This is a genomic window from Spirulina sp. CCNP1310, assembly GCF_034932185.1.
In the GTDB taxonomy this organism is placed as follows: domain Bacteria; phylum Cyanobacteriota; class Cyanobacteriia; order Cyanobacteriales; family Spirulinaceae; genus Spirulina.
In genome coordinates this window covers 26,255-48,052 of record NZ_JAYGHW010000009.1, presented here as the reverse complement: position 1 = coordinate 48,052, position 21,798 = coordinate 26,255, and the positions used below count along the sequence as shown (strand labels likewise).

General features: G+C 50.4%; 22 protein-coding genes and 2 pseudogenes. 16 read left to right on the top strand and 8 right to left on the bottom strand.

Features of this window, described 5'->3' with window-relative positions:
* The first annotated feature begins 49 nt into the window (after positions 1 to 49).
* On the top strand, positions 50 to 688 hold the full coding sequence (locus VB712_RS04380; RefSeq protein ID WP_323252514.1) for a hypothetical protein: 639 nt from the start codon (positions 50 to 52) through the stop codon (positions 686 to 688).
* Between the two features lie 354 nt (positions 689 to 1,042).
* Here the strand turns inward: VB712_RS04380 and VB712_RS20380 are convergent.
* Positions 1,043 to 1,343, bottom strand: a pseudogene (locus VB712_RS20380) (RNA-guided endonuclease TnpB family protein); the annotation flags it as partial.
* 188 nt (positions 1,344 to 1,531) lie between these two features.
* Here VB712_RS20380 and VB712_RS04375 point away from each other — a divergent pair.
* Positions 1,532 to 2,575: a putative bifunctional diguanylate cyclase/phosphodiesterase gene (locus VB712_RS04375; RefSeq protein WP_323252512.1), complete on the top strand. Its 1,044-nt coding sequence runs from the start codon at positions 1,532 to 1,534 to the stop codon at positions 2,573 to 2,575.
* Here VB712_RS04375 and VB712_RS04370 read toward each other — a convergent pair.
* On the bottom strand, positions 2,572 to 3,252 hold the full coding sequence (locus VB712_RS04370) for an isochorismatase family cysteine hydrolase (RefSeq protein ID WP_323252510.1): 681 nt from the start codon (positions 3,250 to 3,252) through the stop codon (positions 2,572 to 2,574). The genes VB712_RS04375 and VB712_RS04370 overlap by 4 nt on opposite strands.
* Positions 3,253 to 3,660: 408 nt before the next feature.
* On the opposite strand from VB712_RS04370, the gene VB712_RS04365 reads away from it, so the two are divergent.
* The 3 genes from VB712_RS04365 to VB712_RS04355 all read left to right on the top strand — a co-directional run bounded on the left by VB712_RS04365 (position 3,661) and on the right by VB712_RS04355 (position 6,721).
* A complete protein-coding gene (locus VB712_RS04365; RefSeq protein ID WP_323252509.1) occupies positions 3,661 to 4,794 on the top strand; it encodes an AAA family ATPase in 1,134 nt (377 codons plus the stop codon).
* A complete protein-coding gene (locus tag VB712_RS04360; protein ID WP_323252507.1) occupies positions 4,787 to 5,563 on the top strand; it encodes a hypothetical protein in 777 nt (258 codons plus the stop codon). Before VB712_RS04365 ends, VB712_RS04360 begins: the two co-directional genes overlap by 8 nt.
* A gap of 132 nt (positions 5,564 to 5,695) precedes the next feature.
* Positions 5,696 to 6,721, top strand: coding sequence for a folate-binding protein (locus tag VB712_RS04355; protein WP_323252505.1), 1,026 nt, complete (start codon positions 5,696 to 5,698; stop codon positions 6,719 to 6,721).
* Here VB712_RS04355 and tilS read toward each other — a convergent pair.
* From tilS to ccsB, 3 genes are all read right to left on the bottom strand, one after another.
* Positions 6,672 to 7,649, bottom strand: a complete 978-nt coding sequence (tilS, locus tag VB712_RS04350) for a tRNA lysidine(34) synthetase TilS (RefSeq protein ID WP_323252503.1) — start codon at positions 7,647 to 7,649, stop codon at positions 6,672 to 6,674. The genes VB712_RS04355 and tilS overlap by 50 nt on opposite strands.
* Complete coding sequence (locus VB712_RS04345; RefSeq protein WP_323252501.1) at positions 7,649 to 8,890, bottom strand: KGK domain-containing protein; 1,242 nt, start codon at positions 8,888 to 8,890, stop codon at positions 7,649 to 7,651. Before VB712_RS04345 ends, tilS begins: the two co-directional genes overlap by 1 nt.
* 140 nt (positions 8,891 to 9,030) lie before the next feature.
* Positions 9,031 to 10,026, bottom strand: coding sequence for a c-type cytochrome biogenesis protein CcsB (ccsB, locus tag VB712_RS04340; protein ID WP_416236247.1), 996 nt, complete (start codon positions 10,024 to 10,026; stop codon positions 9,031 to 9,033).
* Positions 10,027 to 10,158: 132 nt separating this feature from the next.
* Between ccsB and VB712_RS04335 the strand changes: the two genes are divergently transcribed.
* From VB712_RS04335 to VB712_RS04320, 4 genes are all read left to right on the top strand, one after another.
* Complete coding sequence (locus VB712_RS04335; RefSeq protein WP_323252497.1) at positions 10,159 to 10,641, top strand: DUF1824 family protein; 483 nt, start codon at positions 10,159 to 10,161, stop codon at positions 10,639 to 10,641.
* Positions 10,642 to 10,680: 39 nt separating this feature from the next.
* Entirely contained in the window at positions 10,681 to 11,628 is a 948-nt protein-coding gene (locus VB712_RS04330) for an aldo/keto reductase (protein WP_323252495.1), read from the top strand.
* An 87-nt stretch (positions 11,629 to 11,715) separates the two neighbouring features.
* A complete protein-coding gene (locus tag VB712_RS04325; protein WP_323252494.1) occupies positions 11,716 to 12,291 on the top strand; it encodes a Uma2 family endonuclease in 576 nt (191 codons plus the stop codon).
* 66 nt (positions 12,292 to 12,357) lie between these two features.
* Entirely contained in the window at positions 12,358 to 13,992 is a 1,635-nt protein-coding gene (locus VB712_RS04320) for an alpha-D-glucose phosphate-specific phosphoglucomutase (RefSeq protein ID WP_323252492.1), read from the top strand.
* A gap of 272 nt (positions 13,993 to 14,264) precedes the next feature.
* Here VB712_RS04320 and VB712_RS04315 read toward each other — a convergent pair whose 3' ends face one another.
* The gene (locus tag VB712_RS04315; protein ID WP_323252490.1) at positions 14,265 to 14,750 is read right to left on the bottom strand and encodes a DUF3368 domain-containing protein; all 486 of its coding nucleotides are present in this window, start codon (positions 14,748 to 14,750) and stop codon (positions 14,265 to 14,267) included.
* A gap of 2 nt (positions 14,751 to 14,752) precedes the next feature.
* Positions 14,753 to 14,992 carry a UPF0175 family protein gene (locus tag VB712_RS04310; RefSeq protein ID WP_323252488.1) on the bottom strand — a complete coding sequence of 80 codons (240 nt, stop codon included), beginning with the start codon at positions 14,990 to 14,992 and terminating at the stop codon, positions 14,753 to 14,755.
* A gap of 279 nt (positions 14,993 to 15,271) precedes the next feature.
* Between VB712_RS04310 and VB712_RS04305 the strand changes: the two genes are divergently transcribed.
* The 7 genes and pseudogenes from VB712_RS04305 to VB712_RS04280 all read left to right on the top strand — a co-directional run bounded on the left by VB712_RS04305 (position 15,272) and on the right by VB712_RS04280 (position 18,772).
* A complete protein-coding gene (locus VB712_RS04305; RefSeq protein ID WP_323252486.1) occupies positions 15,272 to 15,673 on the top strand; it encodes a hypothetical protein in 402 nt (133 codons plus the stop codon).
* A gap of 205 nt (positions 15,674 to 15,878) precedes the next feature.
* The gene (locus VB712_RS04300; protein WP_323252484.1) at positions 15,879 to 16,121 is read left to right on the top strand and encodes an antitoxin family protein; all 243 of its coding nucleotides are present in this window, start codon (positions 15,879 to 15,881) and stop codon (positions 16,119 to 16,121) included.
* Between the two features lie 144 nt (positions 16,122 to 16,265).
* The gene (locus VB712_RS04295) at positions 16,266 to 17,009 is read left to right on the top strand and encodes a DUF3800 domain-containing protein (RefSeq protein WP_323252482.1); all 744 of its coding nucleotides are present in this window, start codon (positions 16,266 to 16,268) and stop codon (positions 17,007 to 17,009) included.
* Positions 17,010 to 17,065: 56 nt separating this feature from the next.
* Positions 17,066 to 17,315 (top strand): annotated as a pseudogene (locus VB712_RS20375) (hypothetical protein).
* Between the two features lie 140 nt (positions 17,316 to 17,455).
* On the top strand, positions 17,456 to 17,698 hold the full coding sequence (locus VB712_RS04290; protein WP_323252481.1) for a hypothetical protein: 243 nt from the start codon (positions 17,456 to 17,458) through the stop codon (positions 17,696 to 17,698).
* A complete protein-coding gene (locus VB712_RS04285) occupies positions 17,695 to 18,111 on the top strand; it encodes a PIN domain-containing protein (RefSeq protein ID WP_323252479.1) in 417 nt (138 codons plus the stop codon). The genes VB712_RS04290 and VB712_RS04285 overlap by 4 nt, the downstream gene beginning before the upstream one ends.
* A 145-nt stretch (positions 18,112 to 18,256) precedes the next feature.
* Complete coding sequence (locus VB712_RS04280) at positions 18,257 to 18,772, top strand: N-acetyltransferase (RefSeq protein ID WP_323252477.1); 516 nt, start codon at positions 18,257 to 18,259, stop codon at positions 18,770 to 18,772.
* A gap of 65 nt (positions 18,773 to 18,837) precedes the next feature.
* Here VB712_RS04280 and uvrA read toward each other — a convergent pair whose 3' ends face one another.
* Positions 18,838 to 21,711, bottom strand: coding sequence for an excinuclease ABC subunit UvrA (gene uvrA / locus VB712_RS04275; protein ID WP_323252475.1), 2,874 nt, complete (start codon positions 21,709 to 21,711; stop codon positions 18,838 to 18,840).
* Positions 21,712 to 21,798: the final 87 nt, after the last annotated feature.

Genomic DNA, 21,798 nt, shown 5'->3' with positions numbered 1-21,798 from the left:
ATCACAATCTAAACGTCGCGGGCCGATAACTCCTACCCTAACCTTTCCCATGATTGCATTGACGCGGCGCACCACCGCCACCCTCCTCACCGCCACCCTCGGCCTCACCGCTGCCCTGCCCTTGATGCCCGTCGCTCAGGCCCAACGCTTGCCGGATATTTCCCGGGCAACCATTCCCAGCGGCACGACGTTACCCACCCAGGCCGCCGATCCTGAGACGGAAAAAATTCTCCTGGCTAAAAACGAAAAGGAGGAGATGCCCTTTACCCTCGTTCTAGCGGCCAATGTGCGCGATCGCCGCGATCGCGTCCTCATCCCCCAAGGCACAGTCATTGAAGGGGAAATTGAAGTGCTTGAAGATGAAGGGGTGCGGTTTGTGGCTAAAGAAATTGTTGTGGGCCATAATCGCCTCGTTTTAGAGGGTGAATCCCAACTGGTTACGAAAACGGAGCGGGTGAGACGGGGTGCAGATGGAGATTCAATTCTTCAAGGGGCCGCCATTGGGGCCGCTGCGGCTTCCGTGATTTCCGTACTCACAGGTTCGCGGATTTCTGTGGGCAGCATTCTCGGCGGGGCGGCAGCCGGGGGTTTAGGCGGCTTACTTTTAGGACGACGGTCGGTGGATCTCTATACCGTTGATCCCAATGCTGATTTCGACATTACCTTAAGCAATTCTCTCCCCCTCTAGGCGATCGCCTTGATCACCTTCCTCCTCCGGCTTGATGGTTTCCCTGCTGTCGTGAATCCAGGGTTTCACCGCCATCTTGCCGGAGTTTCACCTGTATTGATGCCAATGGGCCAAGCCCATAGCCAGGGGAGCAAAACCAGCGATTTCACGGAGAATAAACACCGGATTCTGGACAGAGGAAAAAATTTGCCGGCATCCTTAGGGATTTTACGGAGGATTGCCGCCCAATTCTTCCCAAGTTTTTCACAACTGTTGCTTAGGATAAAGGCCAGGATCAACGATAACCCCGTTACCGTGATTGCTCCAGTCATCTTCATTGACACTCCCCGCGCTAAAGCGACGGGGATTCTTGGTTCATCGACCGGACTTAACCGAGCAGGATTGCTCCAACCCAGCCAGAGGTCTAATCTCCCCAAGCGTATAACTTCCCGTGTGCCCCACGGTAGTTAGTCCAAGGCGCAGGATACAAACCTGCTTCACTATCGACTCAGCACGATGCCGATCGCAGACTAACCCTTTCACATTCAAGTCTTCCTAGGCGACCAAATCGTTAGATTGGATGACGCAGTAGGCAATCCACCTACTCATTACGCTGCCTGCTTACCCTTAAATGCTTCCAGGCCTGTCGGTTTTTAGCCTTGTGATAGTTCCTGGACGTTTGAAATACAATATGATTAGCATAACACGACTAGCCCAAAACGGCGACTAAAGTCGCTCGTGTCGTCTTTCATCCCCGCAATAAATTGACGAGGCTTTCAGACTCCCGTACTATTTTCGTAATGCTTAAACTCAAGAAAGGGTAATATGACGTTTGTTCCCACATTGGCAGACCCCCCAATCACCATGGACTCCCATCCATCGCATTACATTCACCCTGAAGTCCAGCAGGATTTGACACTCTCAACCGCAGAGATTAGTCATGAACTGCGGACACCACTGACATCCATTCGGGGAGCCTTGGGCTTGTTGCTCAGTGGAAAAATCAATGCCCATACGGAACAGGGGCAACACCTTCTCCATATTGCGGCCAACAATGCGGATCGGCTCATCCGTCTGACCACAACCATTGAGGATGACCAGATGGCGGCCCAGTCTCTCCTCACCGCTGCCGGTTTAGCAAGACTCCGCCTCGAAAAAGACCTTTTACAGGCTTGGGATAGCCGAGATTTTGCCGTTTACTATCAGCCGATTGTCTGCGCCAAGACCCATTTAATCCAAGGGTTTGAAGCCCTGATGCGCTGGGAACACCCCCACCGAGGCTTTATCTCTCCCGCTGAATTTATCCCCATTGCTGAAGAATTGCATTTAATTCATGAGCTGGGCCTTTGGGTCTTTGAGCAAGCTTGTCAACAACTGGCCCATTGGCAGGCCCAATTTCCCCACCCCGTTCCCCTGACGATGAGCGTCAATCTTTCGCCGTTGCAGTTGTTACGCAGTCACCTCGCCCATCAGGTGACGGCGATTATCGCACAATACCCGGTGGCCCCTGGCAGTCTGCGGGTGGAAATTACCGAAAGTACGGTGATTGAAAACCCCATTGCCATTGCCACGCTCCAAGCCCTGAAAGCTTCCGGCTTGCAAGTTTATTTAGATGACTTTGGCACAGGTTATTCTTGCTTGGCTCGTCTCCATCAGTTGGCGGTGGATGTGTTAAAAATTGACCGCTCCTTTGTGGTGCAGGAGCAATGGCAGATGATCCGGGGCATTGTGGAATTGGCCAAAAGTATTGGTTTAACAGTGATTACGGAGGGGGTGGAAACTCAGCATGATGTGGATCAAGTTACCGCACTGGGTTGCCACGCCCTCCAAGGCTATTGGTTTTCTAAACCCGTGATGCCTAGTCAGGTGGAGGAATTGCTCCATGGTCAACTTCAGGTAGCGGCTTAGGCGATCGCCTCCAGTACCGCCCCAGAATCTGCCACCGCCCCAAATACACCCCCCTGCATCGTCACCATTTTCAGGGCAGCCTCATGGTTGCCGTGGTCTGTCGCGCCGGTACAGTCGGAGAGAATTAAACATTCATACCCCCGATCATTAGCCTCGCGCATCGTCGTATGAACGCAAACATCGGTGGTAATCCCGGTGAGAATTAAATTTTCAATGCCATTGCGATGGAGCAATAATTCTAAATCCGTGGCATAGAACGCACTTTTCCCCGGCTTATCGATTACCGCCTCTCCCGGCAACGGGGCCAATTCCGGAATAATTTCCCAACCCGCTTCCCCCCGAATTAAAATTCGCCCACAGGGGCCGGGATCACCAATGCCTGCGCCGATCTGCTGACTGCGCCACCGTTTATTGGGGGGCAAATCCGTCAAGTCCGGGCGGTGGCCTTCGCGGGTATGGAGGATCATGAAGGCTTGCGATCGCATCACCGCTAACAAGCCCTGGATCGGCTCAATGGGCGCACGGGTCAGGGCCAAATCATAGCCCATGCGATCCACATACCCCCCCACCCCACAAAAATCTGTCTGCATATCAATGATGATCAAGGCAGTATTTTCAGGACGCAAATCCCCGTTATAGGGGTAGGGGTAAGGGTTTGCTTGAATATAGCGGGTCATAAGCACATTCTCCAATTTACTGCTTTGAGTGTATTTGTGATAAATTTATACCATCCAACATTCTCGCGGGGGCAATCCTGATGGCTGCTGAACTCACGCAAGATACACCAATAGTAGAGGTAGAGGCGACTCCCTGGGAGCCACCCATGCCCCTCAGGGATCTCATTTTTGACGATGGAGAACCCTGGGAAAGCGATCGCCACCACATTCTATTAACTTGGTTCTGGCCTCATCATTGAATTTGCACATAGCGGTTTTCATAAACTTGAGGTACAAAGATCCCCCTTAATCCCCCTTAAAAAGGGGGAAGTGGCGTTCTCATACTTTCGCAATCCGCTATATCTAATATGCAACCATTCCTGATATCCTGAAACATTCGAGTGCCATTATTCTGGAAAAGATTAGACAATGCTGGAAACCGTCGAATTGAAAAATTTTAAAGGTCATCAATGCACAAGGCTTAATCTTGATCAATCACGTCTTCATGCCCTGGTTGGCCAAAATAGCGCTGGCAAAACATCAATTTTACAAGGGTTACACTATCTTACTCGGCTTGTTGATGCGCCCTTTAAAAGCGTCTTTGGCTATCACAACTCCCCGGACTTTATCACCACAATCGGACAAAATAAAGGATCGGTTATTGTAAATGGTTTTTGGGGATATAGAAGCCCTAGAAAGTGGCAAGCTGGTTATCAGTTTGAGAAAAATAGAGAATCCCTTCAATGGTGGCCAACAGGCTTCTGGAAAACTGATCAAGATTCAGGAGAGATCACGAACTGGTCAGATTCACTCAGTATTGCTGAATCACCAATCCCTCAAGCATTGAGGTTTGCCGTTTATCTGAAACTCGTGGCGACCAACTTGGCTAGGGCAGACTATAGTGAAGCCGTAACTCCACGGGTTGAATTTGATGGTTCAGGATTAGCCCCGACCTTAGACTATCTCCGAGATGAAGCACCAGATCAGTTTCAAAACCTACAGGAAATGTTGCAAAAAGTTGTGCCAAGCGTTCAAAGGATTGGCATCCGGCGTGCAAAAGTACAGGTAAATCGACAACGTTTGATTGAGGTGAATGGTCAATCTATCCCCTATGAAGAACGTCAGGAAATTGCCGGTCAAGAAGTCGTGTTAGATATGCATACTGGTGAGCGGATTCCTGCCCATGCTATCAGTGAAGGAACAATCTTAACTTTAGGTTTGCTAACAGTATTAATGAATCCCAGAAAACCTAATCTTGTCCTCCTTGATGATATTGAGCAAGGGCTACACCCTAAAGCACAGCGGGAATTGATGACGGTTTTCAAAGAGATCATTAAGGACAATCAAAATTTACAGATTATTTTTTCTACCCATTCCCCTTACATTGTAGACGAGTTAACGACATCCCAGGTTCATGTTTTGAGTAATCGCCAATCAGGGTTTACGAATTGCAAACGCTTGGACGAGCATCCTGATGTGGAGTGGGCGCAACAAACTCTGACTACGGGTGAATTTTGGGATGCCGAGGGTGAAGATTGGATTATGGGAGCGATCAATGGATGAATTTATTGTGATTGTGGAAAGTCGTGCAGATGCTGAAATTGCCACTGAATTAGCTCAACGGGTATTACTAGAAAAGGTGGATTGGTTGGAGCCTGAATCCTTACAACATTTCTTTAAATGGGCAGGGCTAGATCCCGGAACTAACTATTCATGTTGGAAGGATCTTAACAATATTGTTGAGCGGGTAAAGCATGACGGTTTGCGCATCAGATATTTAGGACATTCCAAAGATGGACCGCAGAAAACAGATTATGCAACAACTAGTAAGAGTTTGAAGCTGATTCATTTTTTACAACATAAGTACAAGCGACCGATTAAGGCAGTCATTTTTATTCGTGATTTAGATAACCAACCGGAACGCAGACAATCCATTGAACAGGCTTGTTCAGAATATCGTGACCCTCAATCACCATTGGCAATTGTGATCGGCACACCCGACCGAATGCGTGAAGCCTGGGTTTTAAATGGATTTATCCCCTCTAGTGAAAGTGAACAGGAAAAACAGGTTTTGCAAGAGATCCAATCTCAGCTAAAATTTGATCCCTGTGAGGAGTCGCATCGATTGCGCTCTACCTCTAAGGAAGAACCGGAACGAATGCGTAACCCTAAAGTTGTCCTAGAGATTTTGACTCGTGCGGATCAGTTAAGAGAACAGCAATGTTGGCAAGAGACCCGTCTAGAAATACTACGGCAAAGGGGAACAAAAACAGGATTAGCTTTGTATCTTGATGAAGTAGAGCAACGGTTGATGCCAATCATCGCGACCTAAAAAACCACCGCAATACAGAGATCAAGTGTTGGAATCTGATACCCATTTCATGAACTTGAGTCGAGGGAATTTGAAGCATCAGGTATAATTGAGCATCTAATCTATTGTTGCTCCTTTTCGCAGGTTTTTGTTATGGTTCTTGCCCACAGTCTTGATTTTGGCCAAAATACGGCCGCTGAAGTCGCTTTGCAATCGGGGGTGGCTCTGGTGGATGGCAGTGCAGCGGGCCGCCTCGAATTAACGGGGGCGGATTGTCGTCAATTCCTTCATAACCAAACGACGAATGCGATCGCCGCTCTCCAACCGGGCCAAGGTTGCGAAACAGTTTTCGTCAATTCCACGGCACGAACCCTAGATCTGGCGACGGTGTTGTGCTGGGGGGAACGCCTCTGGGTCGCGGTTTCCCCTGGTCAAGCTGGGCCCCTGATCACCTGGCTAGATCGCTATATCTTTCCCATGGATCGCGTCACGCTCACCGATCTTTCTGAAAGCCATACGCTGTTTACTCTCGTGGGCCCCCAAGGAGCGCCCCTCCTCAACCGTTGCGGCATTGCCACCCTGCCTAGCTCCGCTTTTGCCCATTGTGCCGTTGAAATTGCTGGAGTTCCCGTGCAATTGATGGCGGGAACGGGGTTAGACTTGCCGGGTTATCAGCTTTGGGTGGGTAGTGATCGGGCGGCTACGGTTTGGCAGGCTTTGATGGCGGCGGGAGCCGTTCCGTTAGAGGCGACCCATTGGGAAACGCTGCGAATTGTCCAGGGCCGCCCGGCTCCAGGGGCAGAGTTAACGGAACAATATAACCCCCTTGAGGCGGGGTTGTGGCGGGCGATTTCCTTCACGAAAGGTTGCTACATTGGCCAGGAAACCATTGCTCGGCTCAATACTTACCAAGGGGTGAAGCAACGGCTTTGGCAGATTCCCTTATCCTCCCCGGTCGCGGTGGGAACGGCCATTACCCAAGGGGGGGCGAAGGTGGGTGAAATTACCAGTGTGGCGACTATGGCGGGGGGAGCGATCGCCCTCGGTTATGTCAAAACCAAGGCTGGGGAAGCGGGATCAACGGTGGAAGTGGGGGATCAGGTGGCCAAGCTCCAAGCGGCTCCCTATCTTAGCCATGCCTACTACCAACCAGGCGCAGCCAATCCCCCTCAACCCTAAGGATGAATTGCCCTGGCAATGTGCTGCTTTGGCTGCTTTGGGGGGCGGTGAGCAGGGGGAGCAATGCTTCGATTTGGGCAAAGGTGATGGCTCTGGGGAGGTGGCATTGGCAAAATTGGCGCAAAACTCGCCGTTGGAGGGCGAGATGGCTCTGGGCGAGGATGGGCCGGGCTAGCTGGGGAGGATGTGGGCTGTAGCTGGCTTGCCAGAGTTGGGCGGTTTGTTGCTCAAGATAGTCGCGATCGCTGGTGAGGAGTTCCGCTGTTTGGGCCATGGCGCGATCCACTTGGGGGTTAAATTCCTGACGCAGTTGGGGGAAGATGTCGAGGCGGAGACGATTGCGGCGATAATGGCGGTTTTGATTGAGGGCATCTTCCCACACCGGGAGGTGATGGCGTTGGCAAAATTCCCCGGTTTCAGCGCGGGTGGTGGTGAGGAGGGGGCGGATCAGTTGGATGGTATCGGTGAGGGGGCGTTGCCAGGGGAGCGTGGCGAGGCCGGTGAGGCCAGCCCCCCGGATCAGGTTGTAGAGGACGGTTTCGGCACGATCGCTCTGGGTGTGGCCGGTGGCGATCGCCCCATAACCTTCTGTTTGAGCAATCTCGGTCAGGGCTTGATAACGCCAGGCCCTCGCGGCGGCTTCGGTTTGGGGGAGGTTGTCCGCCGTCGCTTGATAATAGGGGAGTTGGTAGGTCTGGGCGATCGCCGCCACATGGGCCGCAATCCCCCCATCGCTGGGCCAACGATGATCACAATGGGCAACCCCCAACCGCCAGCCCCAGCGGGGTTGCAGATCTACACAAAGTTTCAACAGACAGAGGGAATCTTGACCACCGGACACCGCTAACAGCAGGGTAGCGCCGGGGGGGAGGAGCGATCGCTGGCGAAACGCCTGATCAATCCGACAATGGAGATCACTCCACACCATCAACTCAGTTCATCAATATCCTGCCAGATATCTGCAATCACATCTTCACCCTTATCGCCGGGTACTGTCGTGCCGAAGAGATCATCCTCATCATCACCGGAGAGGCCCCAATCCGTATCATCATCCTCCCCAAAAATATCCTCCGCATCCTCCAGGGCAATCACCTCCTCACCGGAGGCGGCTACCCCCGCTTCAAACTCATCTTCGTCAGAAATATCGAACAAACTATCATCACCCGTACCATCATCCTCTGCTCCTAGCTCATCACTGCCGAAAATGTCACCGCCAAGGTCAAAGTCATCACCATCTTCAGCGGTCAGATTTGTCGGTGCATTTTCAAAGACATCATCAACAAGAGCATCGCTCGCTTCTTCAATTTCGAGATCCTCCCCAAAGGGATCATCCTCACCAAAGGGATCATCCTCACCATCTACGCCAAAAAGATCTTCTTCCTCCGCCGCTGTGGTGGCAGCCGCTGGAGCCGATTCCTCCCCAAGATCAAAATCATCTAACTCATCGCCAAAGCCCTCCTCCTCAGCCGCCGCTGCAAAATCGAGATCTTCCCCAAAATCTGCATCGCCGCCAACGGTCAAGTCAAGCTCATCCTCAGCTTCAGGGGTGAAATCCAGTTCATCATCATCAGCTTCATCCCAAAATTCCGCCGCCGCTTGATCTGCCGCCACCGGCTCATCCTCCAGGGTTTCCAAACCCCCATCAATGACTAATTCTTCGGTGGCATCCGTCGCTGCTAACCAATCTTCCGTTTCCGCCTCACTCTCCGTTTCCACTTCATCGAGTTCCGGCTCTGGCGCTGCCATGGTCACGGCTTCGAGGAGATCATCCTCTGGTATGTCCGGTTCAAGATTGGCCGTCACCAATTCATCAGTAACAGGGGGGGCAACCGTTACCGCCGGTTTAGGGGCAACCACTGGTGTTGTAGCTGTTGCGGGGGGACGACTGGGGGTTTGAACCGAATCGGGGCAGAAATCAATACTAATTTTGACTCTACCCTTGAGCCAACGACTGGCCCCAAATTTCAGGGCTTCGCAGGGGATACCATCGGGGTTGAACCACCCTTCTTTCTCTGTGGTGATGCCACCTATCCCATACTCTAAGAGTTGGGTTTTTAAGGCCGTGGCAATTTCACCAACACGAAAGGTGCGATGACCGATGAGGATCTGGAAAGACTCATCAACCGAAAGCACCTCATCTCCATCAAGGGGTTCAAAGCGATTTTCCACAGTTCTTTTACTCCACTGGTTAAGCGTTTCTCGTTAACCTGCCGGATTTGGACAGGGACACCATATTAAAGGGACATTGCCTAAAAGTTTAGGGTGAAATTCTCCCACTGCGATCAAACAGGGTCGATTTTTTTCTCACCCTAGAAAAACCATCCGTAGGAATGCAACCCTTTTCCTAGCAAATTCACCCCAAGATAGCAAATCCAGACGACGACAAAACCACTAGCGGCTAAGATGGCGGGCTTGCGGCCCTGCCAGCCTTTGGTGATCCGGGCGTGGAGATAGGCGGCAAAAACGAGCCAGGTGATCAAGGCCCAGGTTTCTTTGGGATCCCAACTCCAGTAGGAACCCCAGGCTTCATTGGCCCAGACGGCTCCGGCAATGATGCCGATGGTGAGGAGGGGAAAGCCTAGGCCGATGATCCGATAGCTGAGGTTATCGAGGGTGGCGGCAATGTTGAGGCGTTGGGGGGAGAGGGTGGTGGTGGTGACGGCGGGGAGTGTGGCGGTGGCGGTGCCGCCCTGGGAGGGGGTGGGTTCCAGGTTGAGGGATTGGGCGGAGAGTTCCCGGAGGCGATCGCCCACGTTATCGCGATCGCTCCCGCCCCCGTAGGAACTGCCATGGAGCGTAATCGCTTCGCCTTTGGTCCAAATTAAAAAGGCAATGGCCAGCATTGCCCCCACCATCAGCGTGGCATAACTGATCATCATGATGCTGACGTGCATCATGAGCCAGTTGGATTTGAGGGCGGGAACCAGGGGTTCGGCCTGTTGCATTTCCGGGGGGAGGGTGAGGGCAGCAAAGGCGGTGATCCCCATGGCGAGGGGGGCGGTGAATACGCCGACGAGGGGCGATCGCATCATGTTTTCCGCCAGGAGGTGCATGGCGGTGATCCCCCAAGCGAGGAAAAAGAGGGATTCATAGAGATTGCTCAAGGGGAAATAGCCCGCTTCAAGCCAGCGAGCACCGAGGAGACAGGCGATCGCCAAATTCGCGCTCACCATCCCCGCTGTCCCTAAACTCTTCAAATAGGGGATTTGGGGAAAGGCCGCCCCGGCCCAGTAGAGCAGCATCGTCACCAACAGCACAGCAAAAGCACTGTTATCGAGGGTATGTTGTAAACCAATTAAATCCATAACTTCAACCAGGGCAGACTCTACCATTGTCCTCCAGGGGAGACAGCGGCAGGATGGGCCTGTTTATGATAGCTCAAAGCGTTTCCCCTTTCTCCCTAGCTCAGAGCTATCCTGAGGGAGGAAAAGCGTTGTATGCTGAATCATCGAGCCAATTCTTTGGAGTCTCAACCCCATCCTATGTCCCCCTCGCTGACGGCAGCCCGCCAACTTCTCAATCAATACAGTTGTGTGGAGCAAAAGCAGATCACCTCCGATGATGAACGGCAAGCTCTCCAGAATGCAATCTTGCAGATTGTCGAAGCTTCCGAAGGAGAAAACTTTGGAATCTGTGCCGACCATGCCCAACAGGGCTATCAAGCCCTCGCCAGCTATCTGGCCGCCTGTGGCTATCCCGTTAATTTTGACTGGCAAGCCATGGCCTCGGACTCCACGCCGGTTTATATCAAATTCATCGGCAGCAGCCAAAAGCACTACGCCGAACCCTACGAAGGAGAATATCGCGGCGTTTTAGTCTCCTGTCAATCCGAGGACGATCTGGTCAATGGAACTTACGGCCATTTGCCCTTAGATCTCTTTAATGCCGGTGCGGGCGAATCATCTACATCCAATCCCTAAGCGCCGCTCCCTCCCCTCTGAGATTCTCGCGATATGACCATGGTTTCCTCTCCCCGTCAAAATCAGTTCATCCTGGGTTGCTGGCAACTGGACGACCGCTGTTGGCTCAGTCTTCCCGTTGCTGAAATCCAGCGCAGTATTGATACATACCTCGCTTGGGGAGTGAACAGTTTTGACACCGCCGATATCTATGGCCGCAGCGAAAAACTCCTAGGGCAATGCCTCAAGGGCCGGGATGATTGCCGCATTTTGACGAAAATGGTCTTTTTCGACGAAGCCCCCACCGCCCAACACATTCAATACAAGCTGGAAAATTCCCTCCGCAACCTCCAACGGGACTATCTTGATAATGTCCAAGTTCATTGGCATAATCCCCAACTGGATTTTGCGCCCCTGTGGGAAAAGCTCTGCACCTACCAAGCCCAGGGGAAAATCCGTCAATTGGGGGTGACGAACTTTTCCACGCCGATGTTGAAACAGGCTCTGAAATATGCGCCGATCCAAACCCATCAGGTGCAATACAGTTTGATCGATCGCCGGGTGGAAGCATCGATGCAAGCCCTCTGTTTAGCGCAGGGGATTACGATCCTACCCTACGGTTCTCTTGCGGGGGGGTTTCTTTCGGATCAATTCCTCAAGTTTGAGCAACAGCCCCCTCAAAAGATGGATCATGGCCGCACATTCCACTACACCACAATGATTGCTCAACATGGGGGCTGGCCGGGGGTGCAAAGTTTGTTAAAGGTGATGGCGAAGATCGCCAAGGGTTACAACCTCACCATTGCCCAAGTTGCCCTCCAATGGCTCCACCATCAGCCCGGTGTGGGGCCCATCATTACGGGTCTGACGACGAACCGCCAACAAATTCAGCAAAATATGGAGGCCCTCGATCGCCCCATTGCCGCCGCTGATCTGCAAACCCTTTCGGATACGGCCCGCCAACTGATCCCTCAATCTGGGGATGTTTATTCCTATGAGCGGGGTTAGGGGGGAGAACATCGGGGAGGGCGAAAAATTTTATGCCCCTACAGGATGTTACAACAAGGGGGATAGGCTCCATTTTTGAGATCAATCATGGTTATTGCTTCTCCCCCTCTCCTCACCTTAACCGCTTATTTTGAGCAGGACATTGCTGATCAACCCTTTGCTGAACTAGAAGCCGGTCAACTGCTGCCTATACCCCCTGCGAGCGATCGCCATCAACGGATTACCTCCCTGCTTTTTGCTCTCCTGTTACAGCAGGGCATCCCCTCCCAACGGCTACGGATGGGGATGGAATTGGTCGTGACGGGGGCAAGGGCAACGGTGCGAATTCCGGATCTAACGGTGCTCTCAGAAGAGTTGGCCCTGAGCCTGAGCGGGGCAACGCGGGCAACCATCACCATTGACCTACCACCCCCGGCTCTCGTGGTGGAGGTGGTCTCACCGGGGAAGGAAAATAGCGACCGCGACTATCGCTACAAACGTTCCGAATACGGGGCGCGGGGGATTCCGGAATATTGGATTATTGATCCCCAGTTGGAACAGATCGTCTGTTTGGAATGGGTGGATGGTTTCTATGAAGCGGCAACCTACCAAGGAGATACGCCTTTCCATTCCCCCAGCTTGGGAGATCTCCCCCTCACCGCTGCTCAAATCCTGGCGGGTTGATGCCCTGGGGCAATAGGGGCAACTAACGATGATATAAGTAGTCGTGAAGTCTGCACCCCCAACCCTATGAATTTACAGATTGTTTCCACTACGCCTTTTCTGGATCAAAAGCCCGGTACATCGGGCCTGCGCAAATCCGTCCCCGATTTTCAACAACCCCACTATTTAGAAAATTTTATTCAAGCCATCTTTGACAGTCTAGAGGGCTGCGAAGGCCAAACCCTCGTTGTCGGGGGCGATGGTCGGTATTACAATCGCCAAGCGATTCAGATTATTTTGAAAATGGCCGCCGCCAATGGCATCGGTAAGATCATCGTCGGCCAGGGGGGCATCCTCTCCACCCCCGCCACCTCCTGCCTGATTCGCAAATATCAAACCTTTGGGGGGATCATCCTTTCCGCCAGCCATAACCCCGGCGGCCCGGAGGGGGATTTTGGCGTGAAGTATAACATTGGCAATGGGGGGCCGGCTCCGGAAAAGGTGACGGAGGCGATCTATGCCCGTACTAAAACGATTACCGAATATAAGATTCTCGCAGCGGGGGATATTAATCTGGATCGTCCCGGCTCGTTTAAGTTGGGGACGATGGATGTGGAGGTGATGGATTCCGTCGCGCCCTATAGTGCGTTGATGGCGGAATTATTCGATTTTGACCGGATTCGTGAGTTTATCGCGGCGGGGAATTTCCGGCTCTGTGTGGATTCAATGCACGCCGTCACCGGCCCCTATGCGAAGGCGATTTTTGAAACCCAATTGGGTGCGCCGGCAGGGACGGTGATTAATGGTGTTCCCCTAGAGGATTTTGGCCAGGGGCATCCTGATCCCAATTTGGTCTATGCCCATGAGTTGGTAGAGATTTTGTTTGGGGAGGATGCGCCGGATTTTGGGGCGGCTTCCGATGGGGATGGCGATCGCAATATGATTCTCGGTCGTCACTTTTTCGTTACCCCTAGCGATAGTTTGGCGGTGCTGACGGCGAATGCGACATTAGTACCGGGGTATCGGGGGGGATTAGCGGGGGTGGCGCGATCGATGCCCACCAGTGCCGCCGTTGATCGCGTTGCTGCTAAGTTGGGGATCGACTGCTACGAAACCCCCACGGGCTGGAAGTTTTTCGGCAATCTCCTCGATGCTGGAAAAGCGACCCTTTGCGGTGAGGAAAGTTTCGGCACGGGGTCGAACCATGTGCGGGAAAAAGATGGTCTATGGGCGGTGTTGTTCTGGCTCAATTTGTTAGCAGTGACGGGTAAGTCTGTGGAGCAGTTGGTGGCGGAACATTGGCAAACCTACGGCCGCAATTTCTATTCTCGCCATGATTATGAAGAAGTTCCCTCGGAACCCGCTAACGAATTGATGGCGCAATTGCAGGTGCAATTGGCAACGTTACCGGGTCAAACATTGGGAGGCTATACGGTGGATTATGCGGATAATTTCAGCTACACCGATCCGGTAGATGGCAGTGTGAGCAAAAATCAAGGGGTTCGCATCGGGTTTACCGACGGCTCTCGCATTGTGTTCCGTCTTTCAGGAACAGGAACCAAGGGGGCAACGTTGCGGGTTTATCTAGAAAGTTACGAACCCGACCCCGCTAAACATGGCGAGGATACCCAAGTGGCGTTAGGGGATTTAATTGCCTTGGCGGATCAGGTGGCGAAAATTAAGGAATTCACAGGGCGCGATCGCCCCACGGTGATTACTTAAGTTTGAAAAAAGGGGGGGCGATCCGCGATAGCGTACCTATCGCTCCCCCCTGGCCTAATCCTAGGTCATCACCAAGGGTTGTGCGTTACAAAATTTGTAGTAACATTGGAGATAATCAGGATCACAATAGCGATTCACTTAAGGGAGGTGGTTATGCTTCTAAATGTTAAAATTCCAAGCAACAACCCTGATTTTGTGAAGAAAATCGCAGCGGCTCGACGAGGCATCAAGAAATATCACAAAGCTTTGATTGAGTTAGCAAAATCATGAAATTATTCGTTTGCTTCACGTAAAACATCTGCATAAAGTTGGCTGCTGATTCTAAAATTTGCTTGAGTGGTCAAATCGTTCATGATTGGCTTAACCGCACTAATTAAATTGAGGCGTTTTGCAAATAGCAAAATTCCCAAAACACCAGTGATTTTTAAACCAACATTTTTTGCAGCTTGTCTACCCAACCGCTCATCAATTAATAATCGACCCGCTCCCACTTCAACCGCCAGTGCAATTGCCTCTGCCTCACCAATATTAATACGAGTGATTAACTCAGCAACCAATTGTTGATTTTGTACTGAATGAACTTCCAACCAAGTTGCTGCTTGAACCGCTGTGATCACTGTTTCCCCAGCCCGCTCATCCAATAACTCCTCTCGTACCGCAGATGGAATCAGAATTTTTCCATAGATTTCTTGCAATAGGTTTAATTGTCCAACGCTGGCTAAATTTGAAATTGGTGAAGTATTACTAACTATAATCACGATTAGTCTGCATTCTGTAGAGTATTGAGATCATCTTGAAACTCAGCAACATCATAATGAACAAAAATTTCTCGATCTGCTAACAGTTTTTGAAACTGCATCCGATGCAATCCGACTAACTCACTCGCTTTCCCTAAGCTGATTTTGTCTTGCTGGAATAGCATCAACACAATTTCTAAAAAAAGCTCATCTTCTGAAAAGCCACTAGCTCTTACAATATCGCCTGAAATAACTAAACTCATACTTGCTCCTCCAACGCCTTAAATCATCTGCCTAAATCATAGCAGCCACAGCAAAAACAGACCACACCCCTGAGAACCCCAGTCCCAGCAGCTAATCATGAAGTTTTGTATATGCTAGATCTAGCAATTTTTGACACCTCGATATTGATGTGCTAGGATCCCGGGAAAGCTTGCTCATGAAGGTTTTAGGAAGCTAAAACCTTAGGGATGCTAATCGCCGCCTAATCAAGAAGTAGAAAAAATTAAGTCACAGATTAGAAATTGAAATAGGTTGCAAAGATGCCATTTTACCTATCATCAAACGATATATTATCAACTGCAAGAATTAGCAATGTTTATCATCTCATTCTATTTTCGTCCAATGTAAAGTATATGCATCGGCATGTATTTTCTAACTTGGCTGAGGCAGTTAAGTTTTTAACTAAGGTGGAAAAACGCGGAGAAATAAATTTAGAATATTGGGATATACTCAGTGATGAAGTTATCATTCATGATAAATTTTTAATTAGAAAAAAAGGCAAAAAACAAAAGGCCCATATTTGGACTAGAAAAGATACATCCTGCAAAATGTGGAGTACTGGCGGTTTGAATTCCCTATCAGGAGCATATTCTCTTTTTAATAGTTGTATGGAAAAAGAAATATGTACCATGTGTGTAAATAACCAACATAAAAATTGCTAATTTTGCGCTCAAGCCTGAACACTCACCATCAGGCTTTTTTGGTATTTTAGGCTCAGCGTAGGCGGGCAGCGACTGAGCTTAGGGGTTAGAGATGATCGACGAACCATCATGGACAGGTAGAGCCGATCACGTAAGCTTTATATCAAAGTTTGGGTTAGAATTATAGTCGCCACCTGTAATGTTTCCTGATATGTGGAGTCTTCCTATGCCCCAAGCCTTAAAAGCAGTTTACCAAAATGGCACATTTATTCTTCAGTCAGCCTGTAACTTACCTGAAGGCATTGAAGTTGAGCTTTTTGTGCAATCAGCCCAAGTTGCTCCACCTAGGATTACTGATATTACTGCCAGACAAAACTTTCTAAAGCTATTAGTTGAGCGAATGCAACAAAACCCTATTCCCGCTAATGCTCCTCATTTTACAGGGGATATGTTCTATGAATGCGGATAGCCAGGAACACTAGACTGCAAGGCTTGACGTTTTCCTAGATAGTCGATACAATTAGATCAGACACGTAGAGGGCCTGTCCTTCTATGTTCTAATTCCGAGGTTCGACCTACTAAATGGTCGAACTTTCGTGTTTTTGGAGGATTTGTGCTTTACCTGGCTTATCTGGATGAATTTGGACATATTGGCCCCTACATTTCTGCTGATCACCCCAAATACAAAACTCATCCAGTATTTGGTTTAGCTGGACTGGTTTTACCTTATTCAGAAGTTCGCTCATTTTCAACATATTTCTTTCAGCTAAAGAATCACTTACTTAAGTTTGAGCTTGAACGCAGCGGCACTCATCCTGCCAAGTGGGAGAAAAAGGGATCTGCACTCTACACTCTAAAAAACGTTCAAAAATATCCAGAACTGAAACGTGTAACATATCGTTTAATTAATGATATTAAGAAGCGCAATGGTTTCTTGTTTTATGTGGGACGTGAGAAACGTCGCTCTAGCGAACTTCATGACTCGAAAAAACTTTATTATTCTGTCTTAAAGGAAGCTATTAAGCGCATAGATCAAGAATGTGAATCAAGAAATGCTCAGTTTATACTGATGTTGGATCAACAGGAGAAAAGTGTGATGCGCGGTGAGATCGTTGAAGCTGCATCTCTTGCTATGTTCGGTGATGACCAGCGAATGTGTTTGGTAGAACCACCGATACAAGCTGAAAGTCATCTATATCAAACACTTCAGTGTGCTGACTGGATCTGTGGTATTGTTGGACGGTTATCGAATTACTGGTGCGAGCCAGACAAAAAGCCAGAACTTTCAAACTTCCAAAAATATTTTGAAACTAGAGTTAAAGAAGCGCAGCTAAGAAGCAGTATTAAATTCTTATAACTATATCACAATCAATTATGATTACCTTAGTTAAGGAGTGAGTTAAGGAGAGAATCGTGAACATTAGCATAGAGTTGCCTTCTGATCTGGAAAATGAACTCTCCGCTGAAGCATCCCAACTTAAATTGCCTCTGTTAGAGTACATTCTTCGCGTTCTCTCCTTTCGCCCTTTCCTCCAAAACAGGACTAGATCTCGTTACCTACTGGGAAAGTGTTGGCGGAATCAACTCTCGACCCGATATCGCTGACAGCCAGGAACGCGCCCGCCGATTGCGTAACCAAGCTGAAAAACGCGAAACATTGTAGGTAGCCTGTCTGATCTCAAGATTGAACATCAAGCAACCCTATAGCCCTTGAACCGCCTGATGCCCAATCATCAGAGCCGTAATTGAGATCCAACGGGTGCGCTATAATTATCAATAAATCTCCCTCTAGCAGGTTGGCTGATGAGACTACAAGAGCTACAAAATCAGGCATTGCAATTGCCGATTAGCGATCGCTGGCGTTTAGTACAGTCGTTATTGAGTTCAATCCAAGAAGAAACATTAGTACTTAGTTCTCCAACAACAACTGTAAATTCTTTTGTGGAGCTTAATCCCTGGACTCAAAGCTTAATTGGCATCGTTCAGTTAGAGGCAGAAGCATCTACAGAGTCTTATGTGGACTACCTGGAGGAGAAGTACAGTTGAGGCGGGTATTATTTGACAGTGATGTTTTGCTTGATGTTCTAGCTCAACGACAACCGTTTCTTGTTGCTTCTGCACAGGCATTAAATACAGTGACACAACTGCAAGTACAGGGGTATGTGTCTGGTCATGCTGTGACCAATATCTTCTATATTTTGCGTCGTCAAGTGGGTAGCGAAACAGCACGTCAGCTTTTATCAAGGTTATTACAATATCTTCAAATTGCTAGTGTTACTGACGAGGTTATTAGGGCTGCGCTGCAAAATGCGATGACAGATTTTGAAGACGCTGTGACCCATGAAGCAGGCAATGCCGCAGGGGTAGAAATTATTGTGACTCGAAATACACCTGATTTTGTGGCTTCTCGAATCCCCGCAGTATTACCAGAAGAGTTTTTAGCTATGCTGGAAGATTAAGGCAGGTTGATCATCACAAGTTACCTGATCTGAGATGTTTTCCGCATGAGCCAATCAGGGGAGAATCGCCCCCCTCATCACCCAAACCCCAAGGGTGCGATCGCTCTCCCTTACCCAACACTGTTACCCATAAAATGAGATGACTATGACAGCACCAGAAATTTTGATCAGGGATGAGACAAAGGACGATGCCGTCCTTATCACAGAGGTGACGATTGCCGCCTTCGAGTCTCTAGAGATTAGTCATCACACGGAGCAGTTCATCATCGAGGCTCTTCGTTCCGCAGGAGCTTTAACTTTGTCATTGGTCGCAGAAGTGGATGGTCGTGTCGTAGGACATATTGCATTTTCGCCTGTCACCATCTCAGACGGTACCCAAAACTGGTATGGACTCGGCCCGGTTTCTGTGCTGCCAATGTACCAAGGTATGGGGATTGGCACAGCTCTTATTCAGGAAGGACTATCACAATTGAAAGGGATAGGTGGCAAAGGCTGCTGTCTTGTTGGACATCCACAATACTACAAGAAATTCGGATTTGAGAATGTGGCCGGACTGGTTCTCGAAGGAGTTCCACAGGAGGTGTTTTTTGCTCTTGCCTTTGGCGATCGCTATCCACAGGGTAATGTCACGTTCCATGAAGGATTCAGAGCAATTCGTTAAATGAGGGCTTTAACTGACACCCTCAAAACCACAAACGGCAAGGTTTATCCCTGTACAGTCTGCCCCTAAGACAAAATACGGCGGAGGTATTGGCCCGTGTAGGAATCGCCGTGCTGGGCTAAGGTTTCCGGCGTACCTTGGGCAATGATGTGACCACCGCGATCGCCCCCCTCCGGCCCCAAATCAATTAACCAATCCGCACAACGAATTACATCTAAATTGTGCTCAATCACTAATACCGAATTGCCCTTATCCACCAACCGCTGTAACACATTCAGCAAATGGTGAACATCGTAGAAGGATAACCCCGTCGTCGGTTCATCGATGAGATAGAGGGTTTTCCCCGTAGCCCGCCGGGAAAGCTCTGAGGCCAACTTCACCCGCTGCGCCTCCCCCCCCGATAACGTGGGGGCCGGTTGCCCCAACTGCACATAACCCAACCCCACATCCATCAGCGTTTGTAACCTTGTGGCCGCCTTGGGGATTTTCTCAAATGCCCCTAAGGCCTCCTCCACCGTCATCGCCAACACATCGGCAATGGAATAGCCCTTATACTTCACCTGCAATGTTTCCCGGTTATACCGCGCCCCTTTGCACACATCACACTGCACATAGACATCGGGCAAAAAATTCATCTCAATCACATTCACCCCCTGACCCCCACAGGCCTCGCACCGCCCCCCTTTGACGTTGAAGGAAAATTGCCCCGGCTTATAGCCCCGCGCCTTGGCTTCGATGGTTTCGGCAAAGATGGTGCGGATCGAGTCGAAAATGCCGGTATAGGTGGCGGGGTTGGAGCGGGGGGTGCGGCCGATGGGGGATTGATCAATGACGATCACCTTATCGACGGCGTTTAACCCTTCTAAATCCCCCAAATGGGCGGGGAATGGGGTTTTTTTCGTGAAATGGTGCTGGAGGGCGGGGTAAAGGAGTTCGTTCACTAGGGTTGATTTTCCCGACCCTGATACGCCGGTAATAGCGACCAACTTACCCAGGGGAATCTCCAGATCAAAATGTTGGAGGTTGTTGTGGTGGCAATCTCGGAGGATGAGGCGGCGGCCGTTGCCTTTGCGCCGTTCTGGGGGGGTTTCGATGCGTTGACGGCCGGAGAGATAGGCTCCGGTGATGGAATCGGCACTGGTGAGCAGGGTTTGCAAATCTCCAGCACAGACAATTTCCCCCCCATGGACTCCGGCTTTGGGGCCGATATCAACGATGTGATCGGCGGCGCGGATCGTGTCTTCATCATGCTCAACAACAATTAACGTATTGCCCAAATCCCGCAGTTTTTTCAATGTGGCCAGGAGGCGATCGTTATCCCGTTGGTGGAGGCCGATGCTGGGTTCATCGAGGACGTAGAGCACGCCGGTTAGGCCCGATCCGATTTGGGTGGCGAGGCGGATGCGTTGGGCTTCCCCCCCCGATAGGGTCATCGCGGCCCGGTCGAGGGTGAGGTAGTCGAGGCCCACATCGAGGAGGAATTGGAGGCGATCGCCGATCTCCCTCAAGGCCAACGTACCGATGGCCGCCTGGCGGGGGGTGAGGTCAAGGGCATTGAGGCGATCGCGGGCGATGCGGATCGGCACGGTGGTTAAATCGGTGATTCGGTATTGCCCCAAACGTACCGCTAGGGCTTCGGGTTTGAGCCGTTGACCCTGGCAAATTTCGCAGGTTTGGAAGACAATATATTGCTCCAATTTTTGTTTATAGGCTTCCGAATTGGTATCAGCATAGCTCCGATCCAACATGGCAAGAATGCCGATAAATTTGCGCTGATAACCCGCCCCCCGATAGGGATCAGCCTGCATCGTGATCGGCTCTTTTGCACCATACAGGAGAATGTGCTGCTGTTCCGGTGTGAGGCGATGCCAGGGGGTTTGTAGTTCAAAACCGTGGGCTTCCCCGATGCTGTGGAGGAGGGAAATATAGTAGGCGTTTTCTTTGTCTGACCAGGGGGCGATCGCACTATACAAAGGTTGACTGGGATCGGGAATAATCAATTCCGGGGAAAACGTCCGTAAGCTACCAATGCCGTGGCAATGGGGACAGGCCCCATGGGGAGAATTGAAGGAAAATAAGCGAGGCGAAAGTTCATCCATCACCGCCCCATGATCGGGGCAAGCAAAGTTTTCAGAAAACACTAATTCCTGATCTTCCGTGGCAATAATTGCCGTCCCTTCCGCCTGTTTCAACGCCGTGCTGAGGGAATCGACAAGACGCTCCTGTAACCCCTCTTTTTTGATCAGGCGATCCACGACAATTTCAATGTGGTGGCTGTGGTTTTTTTTTAGATCAATATCATCGCTCAATTCGCGAATTTCGCCATTAATGCGCACCCGCACAAACCCCTCACTGGCTAAACTAGACAGGAGTTTTTTATGGGTTCCCTTTTTCCCCCGCACCACAGGGGCGAGGACTTGAAAACGGGTACGATCCGGTAAAGCCATGACCTGATCACACATTTCATCAATGGTTTGGGGGGCAATGCTGCGATCGCAATGGGGGCAATGGGGCGCACCGGCCCGGCCAAACAGGAGCCGCAAATAGTCGTAAATTTCCGTCACCGTGCCGACGGTGGAGCGGGGGTTGTGGGAGGTGGATTTTTGATCAATGGAAATGGCTGGACTCAGCCCCTCAATGGCATCCACATCCGGTTTATCCAACTGGCCCAAAAATTGCCGCGCATAGGCACTGAGGGATTCCACATAACGCCGCTGCCCCTCGGCAAAAATCGTATCAAAGGCTAGGGAAGATTTCCCGGAGCCAGACACGCCGGTAAAGACAATCAGGCGATCGCGGGGCAAATCCAGGTCAATATTTTTTAAATTATGCTGCCGCGCCCCCCGAATCCGAATCCAATCGCGGCGTTGGCGCAAGCCTGCCGTAGGCAGATCGTCCAGCGTGGGGAGGGAATCAGAAAGATTGAGGGGTTCTGACATGGGGGTGCAGCCTTAACAGTCCTTAACAATTCTAGCCTTCCCTTGGTTTTTTCCGACCTGGGGATTTTTTGCGGTGGTGGCCGGCAG

Bases quoted from the DNA above. Each gene is read 5' to 3' on its own strand.
- VB712_RS04380 (WP_323252514.1), top strand. From the start codon at position 50: ATGATTGCATTGACGCGGCGCACCACCGCCACCCTCCTCACCGCCACC.
- VB712_RS04375 (WP_323252512.1), top strand. From the start codon at position 1,532: ATGGACTCCCATCCATCGCATTACATTCACCCTGAAGTCCAGCAGGAT.
- VB712_RS04370 (WP_323252510.1), bottom strand. From the start codon at position 3,252: ATGACCCGCTATATTCAAGCAAACCCTTACCCCTACCCCTATAACGGG.
- VB712_RS04365 (WP_323252509.1), top strand. From the start codon at position 3,661: ATGCTGGAAACCGTCGAATTGAAAAATTTTAAAGGTCATCAATGCACA.
- VB712_RS04360 (WP_323252507.1), top strand. From the start codon at position 4,787: ATGGATGAATTTATTGTGATTGTGGAAAGTCGTGCAGATGCTGAAATT.
- VB712_RS04355 (WP_323252505.1), top strand. From the start codon at position 5,696: ATGGTTCTTGCCCACAGTCTTGATTTTGGCCAAAATACGGCCGCTGAA.
- tilS (WP_323252503.1), bottom strand. From the start codon at position 7,649: ATGGTGTGGAGTGATCTCCATTGTCGGATTGATCAGGCGTTTCGCCAG.
- ccsB (WP_416236247.1), bottom strand. From the start codon at position 10,026: ATGGATTTAATTGGTTTACAACATACCCTCGATAACAGTGCTTTTGCT.
- VB712_RS04335 (WP_323252497.1), top strand. From the start codon at position 10,159: ATGCTGAATCATCGAGCCAATTCTTTGGAGTCTCAACCCCATCCTATG.
- VB712_RS04330 (WP_323252495.1), top strand. From the start codon at position 10,681: ATGGTTTCCTCTCCCCGTCAAAATCAGTTCATCCTGGGTTGCTGGCAA.
- VB712_RS04325 (WP_323252494.1), top strand. From the start codon at position 11,716: ATGGTTATTGCTTCTCCCCCTCTCCTCACCTTAACCGCTTATTTTGAG.
- VB712_RS04320 (WP_323252492.1), top strand. From the start codon at position 12,358: ATGAATTTACAGATTGTTTCCACTACGCCTTTTCTGGATCAAAAGCCC.
- VB712_RS04310 (WP_323252488.1), bottom strand. From the start codon at position 14,992: ATGAGTTTAGTTATTTCAGGCGATATTGTAAGAGCTAGTGGCTTTTCA.
- VB712_RS04305 (WP_323252486.1), top strand. From the start codon at position 15,272: ATGCCATTTTACCTATCATCAAACGATATATTATCAACTGCAAGAATT.
- VB712_RS04300 (WP_323252484.1), top strand. From the start codon at position 15,879: ATGCCCCAAGCCTTAAAAGCAGTTTACCAAAATGGCACATTTATTCTT.
- VB712_RS04290 (WP_323252481.1), top strand. From the start codon at position 17,456: ATGAGACTACAAGAGCTACAAAATCAGGCATTGCAATTGCCGATTAGC.
- VB712_RS04280 (WP_323252477.1), top strand. From the start codon at position 18,257: ATGACAGCACCAGAAATTTTGATCAGGGATGAGACAAAGGACGATGCC.
- uvrA (WP_323252475.1), bottom strand. From the start codon at position 21,711: ATGTCAGAACCCCTCAATCTTTCTGATTCCCTCCCCACGCTGGACGAT.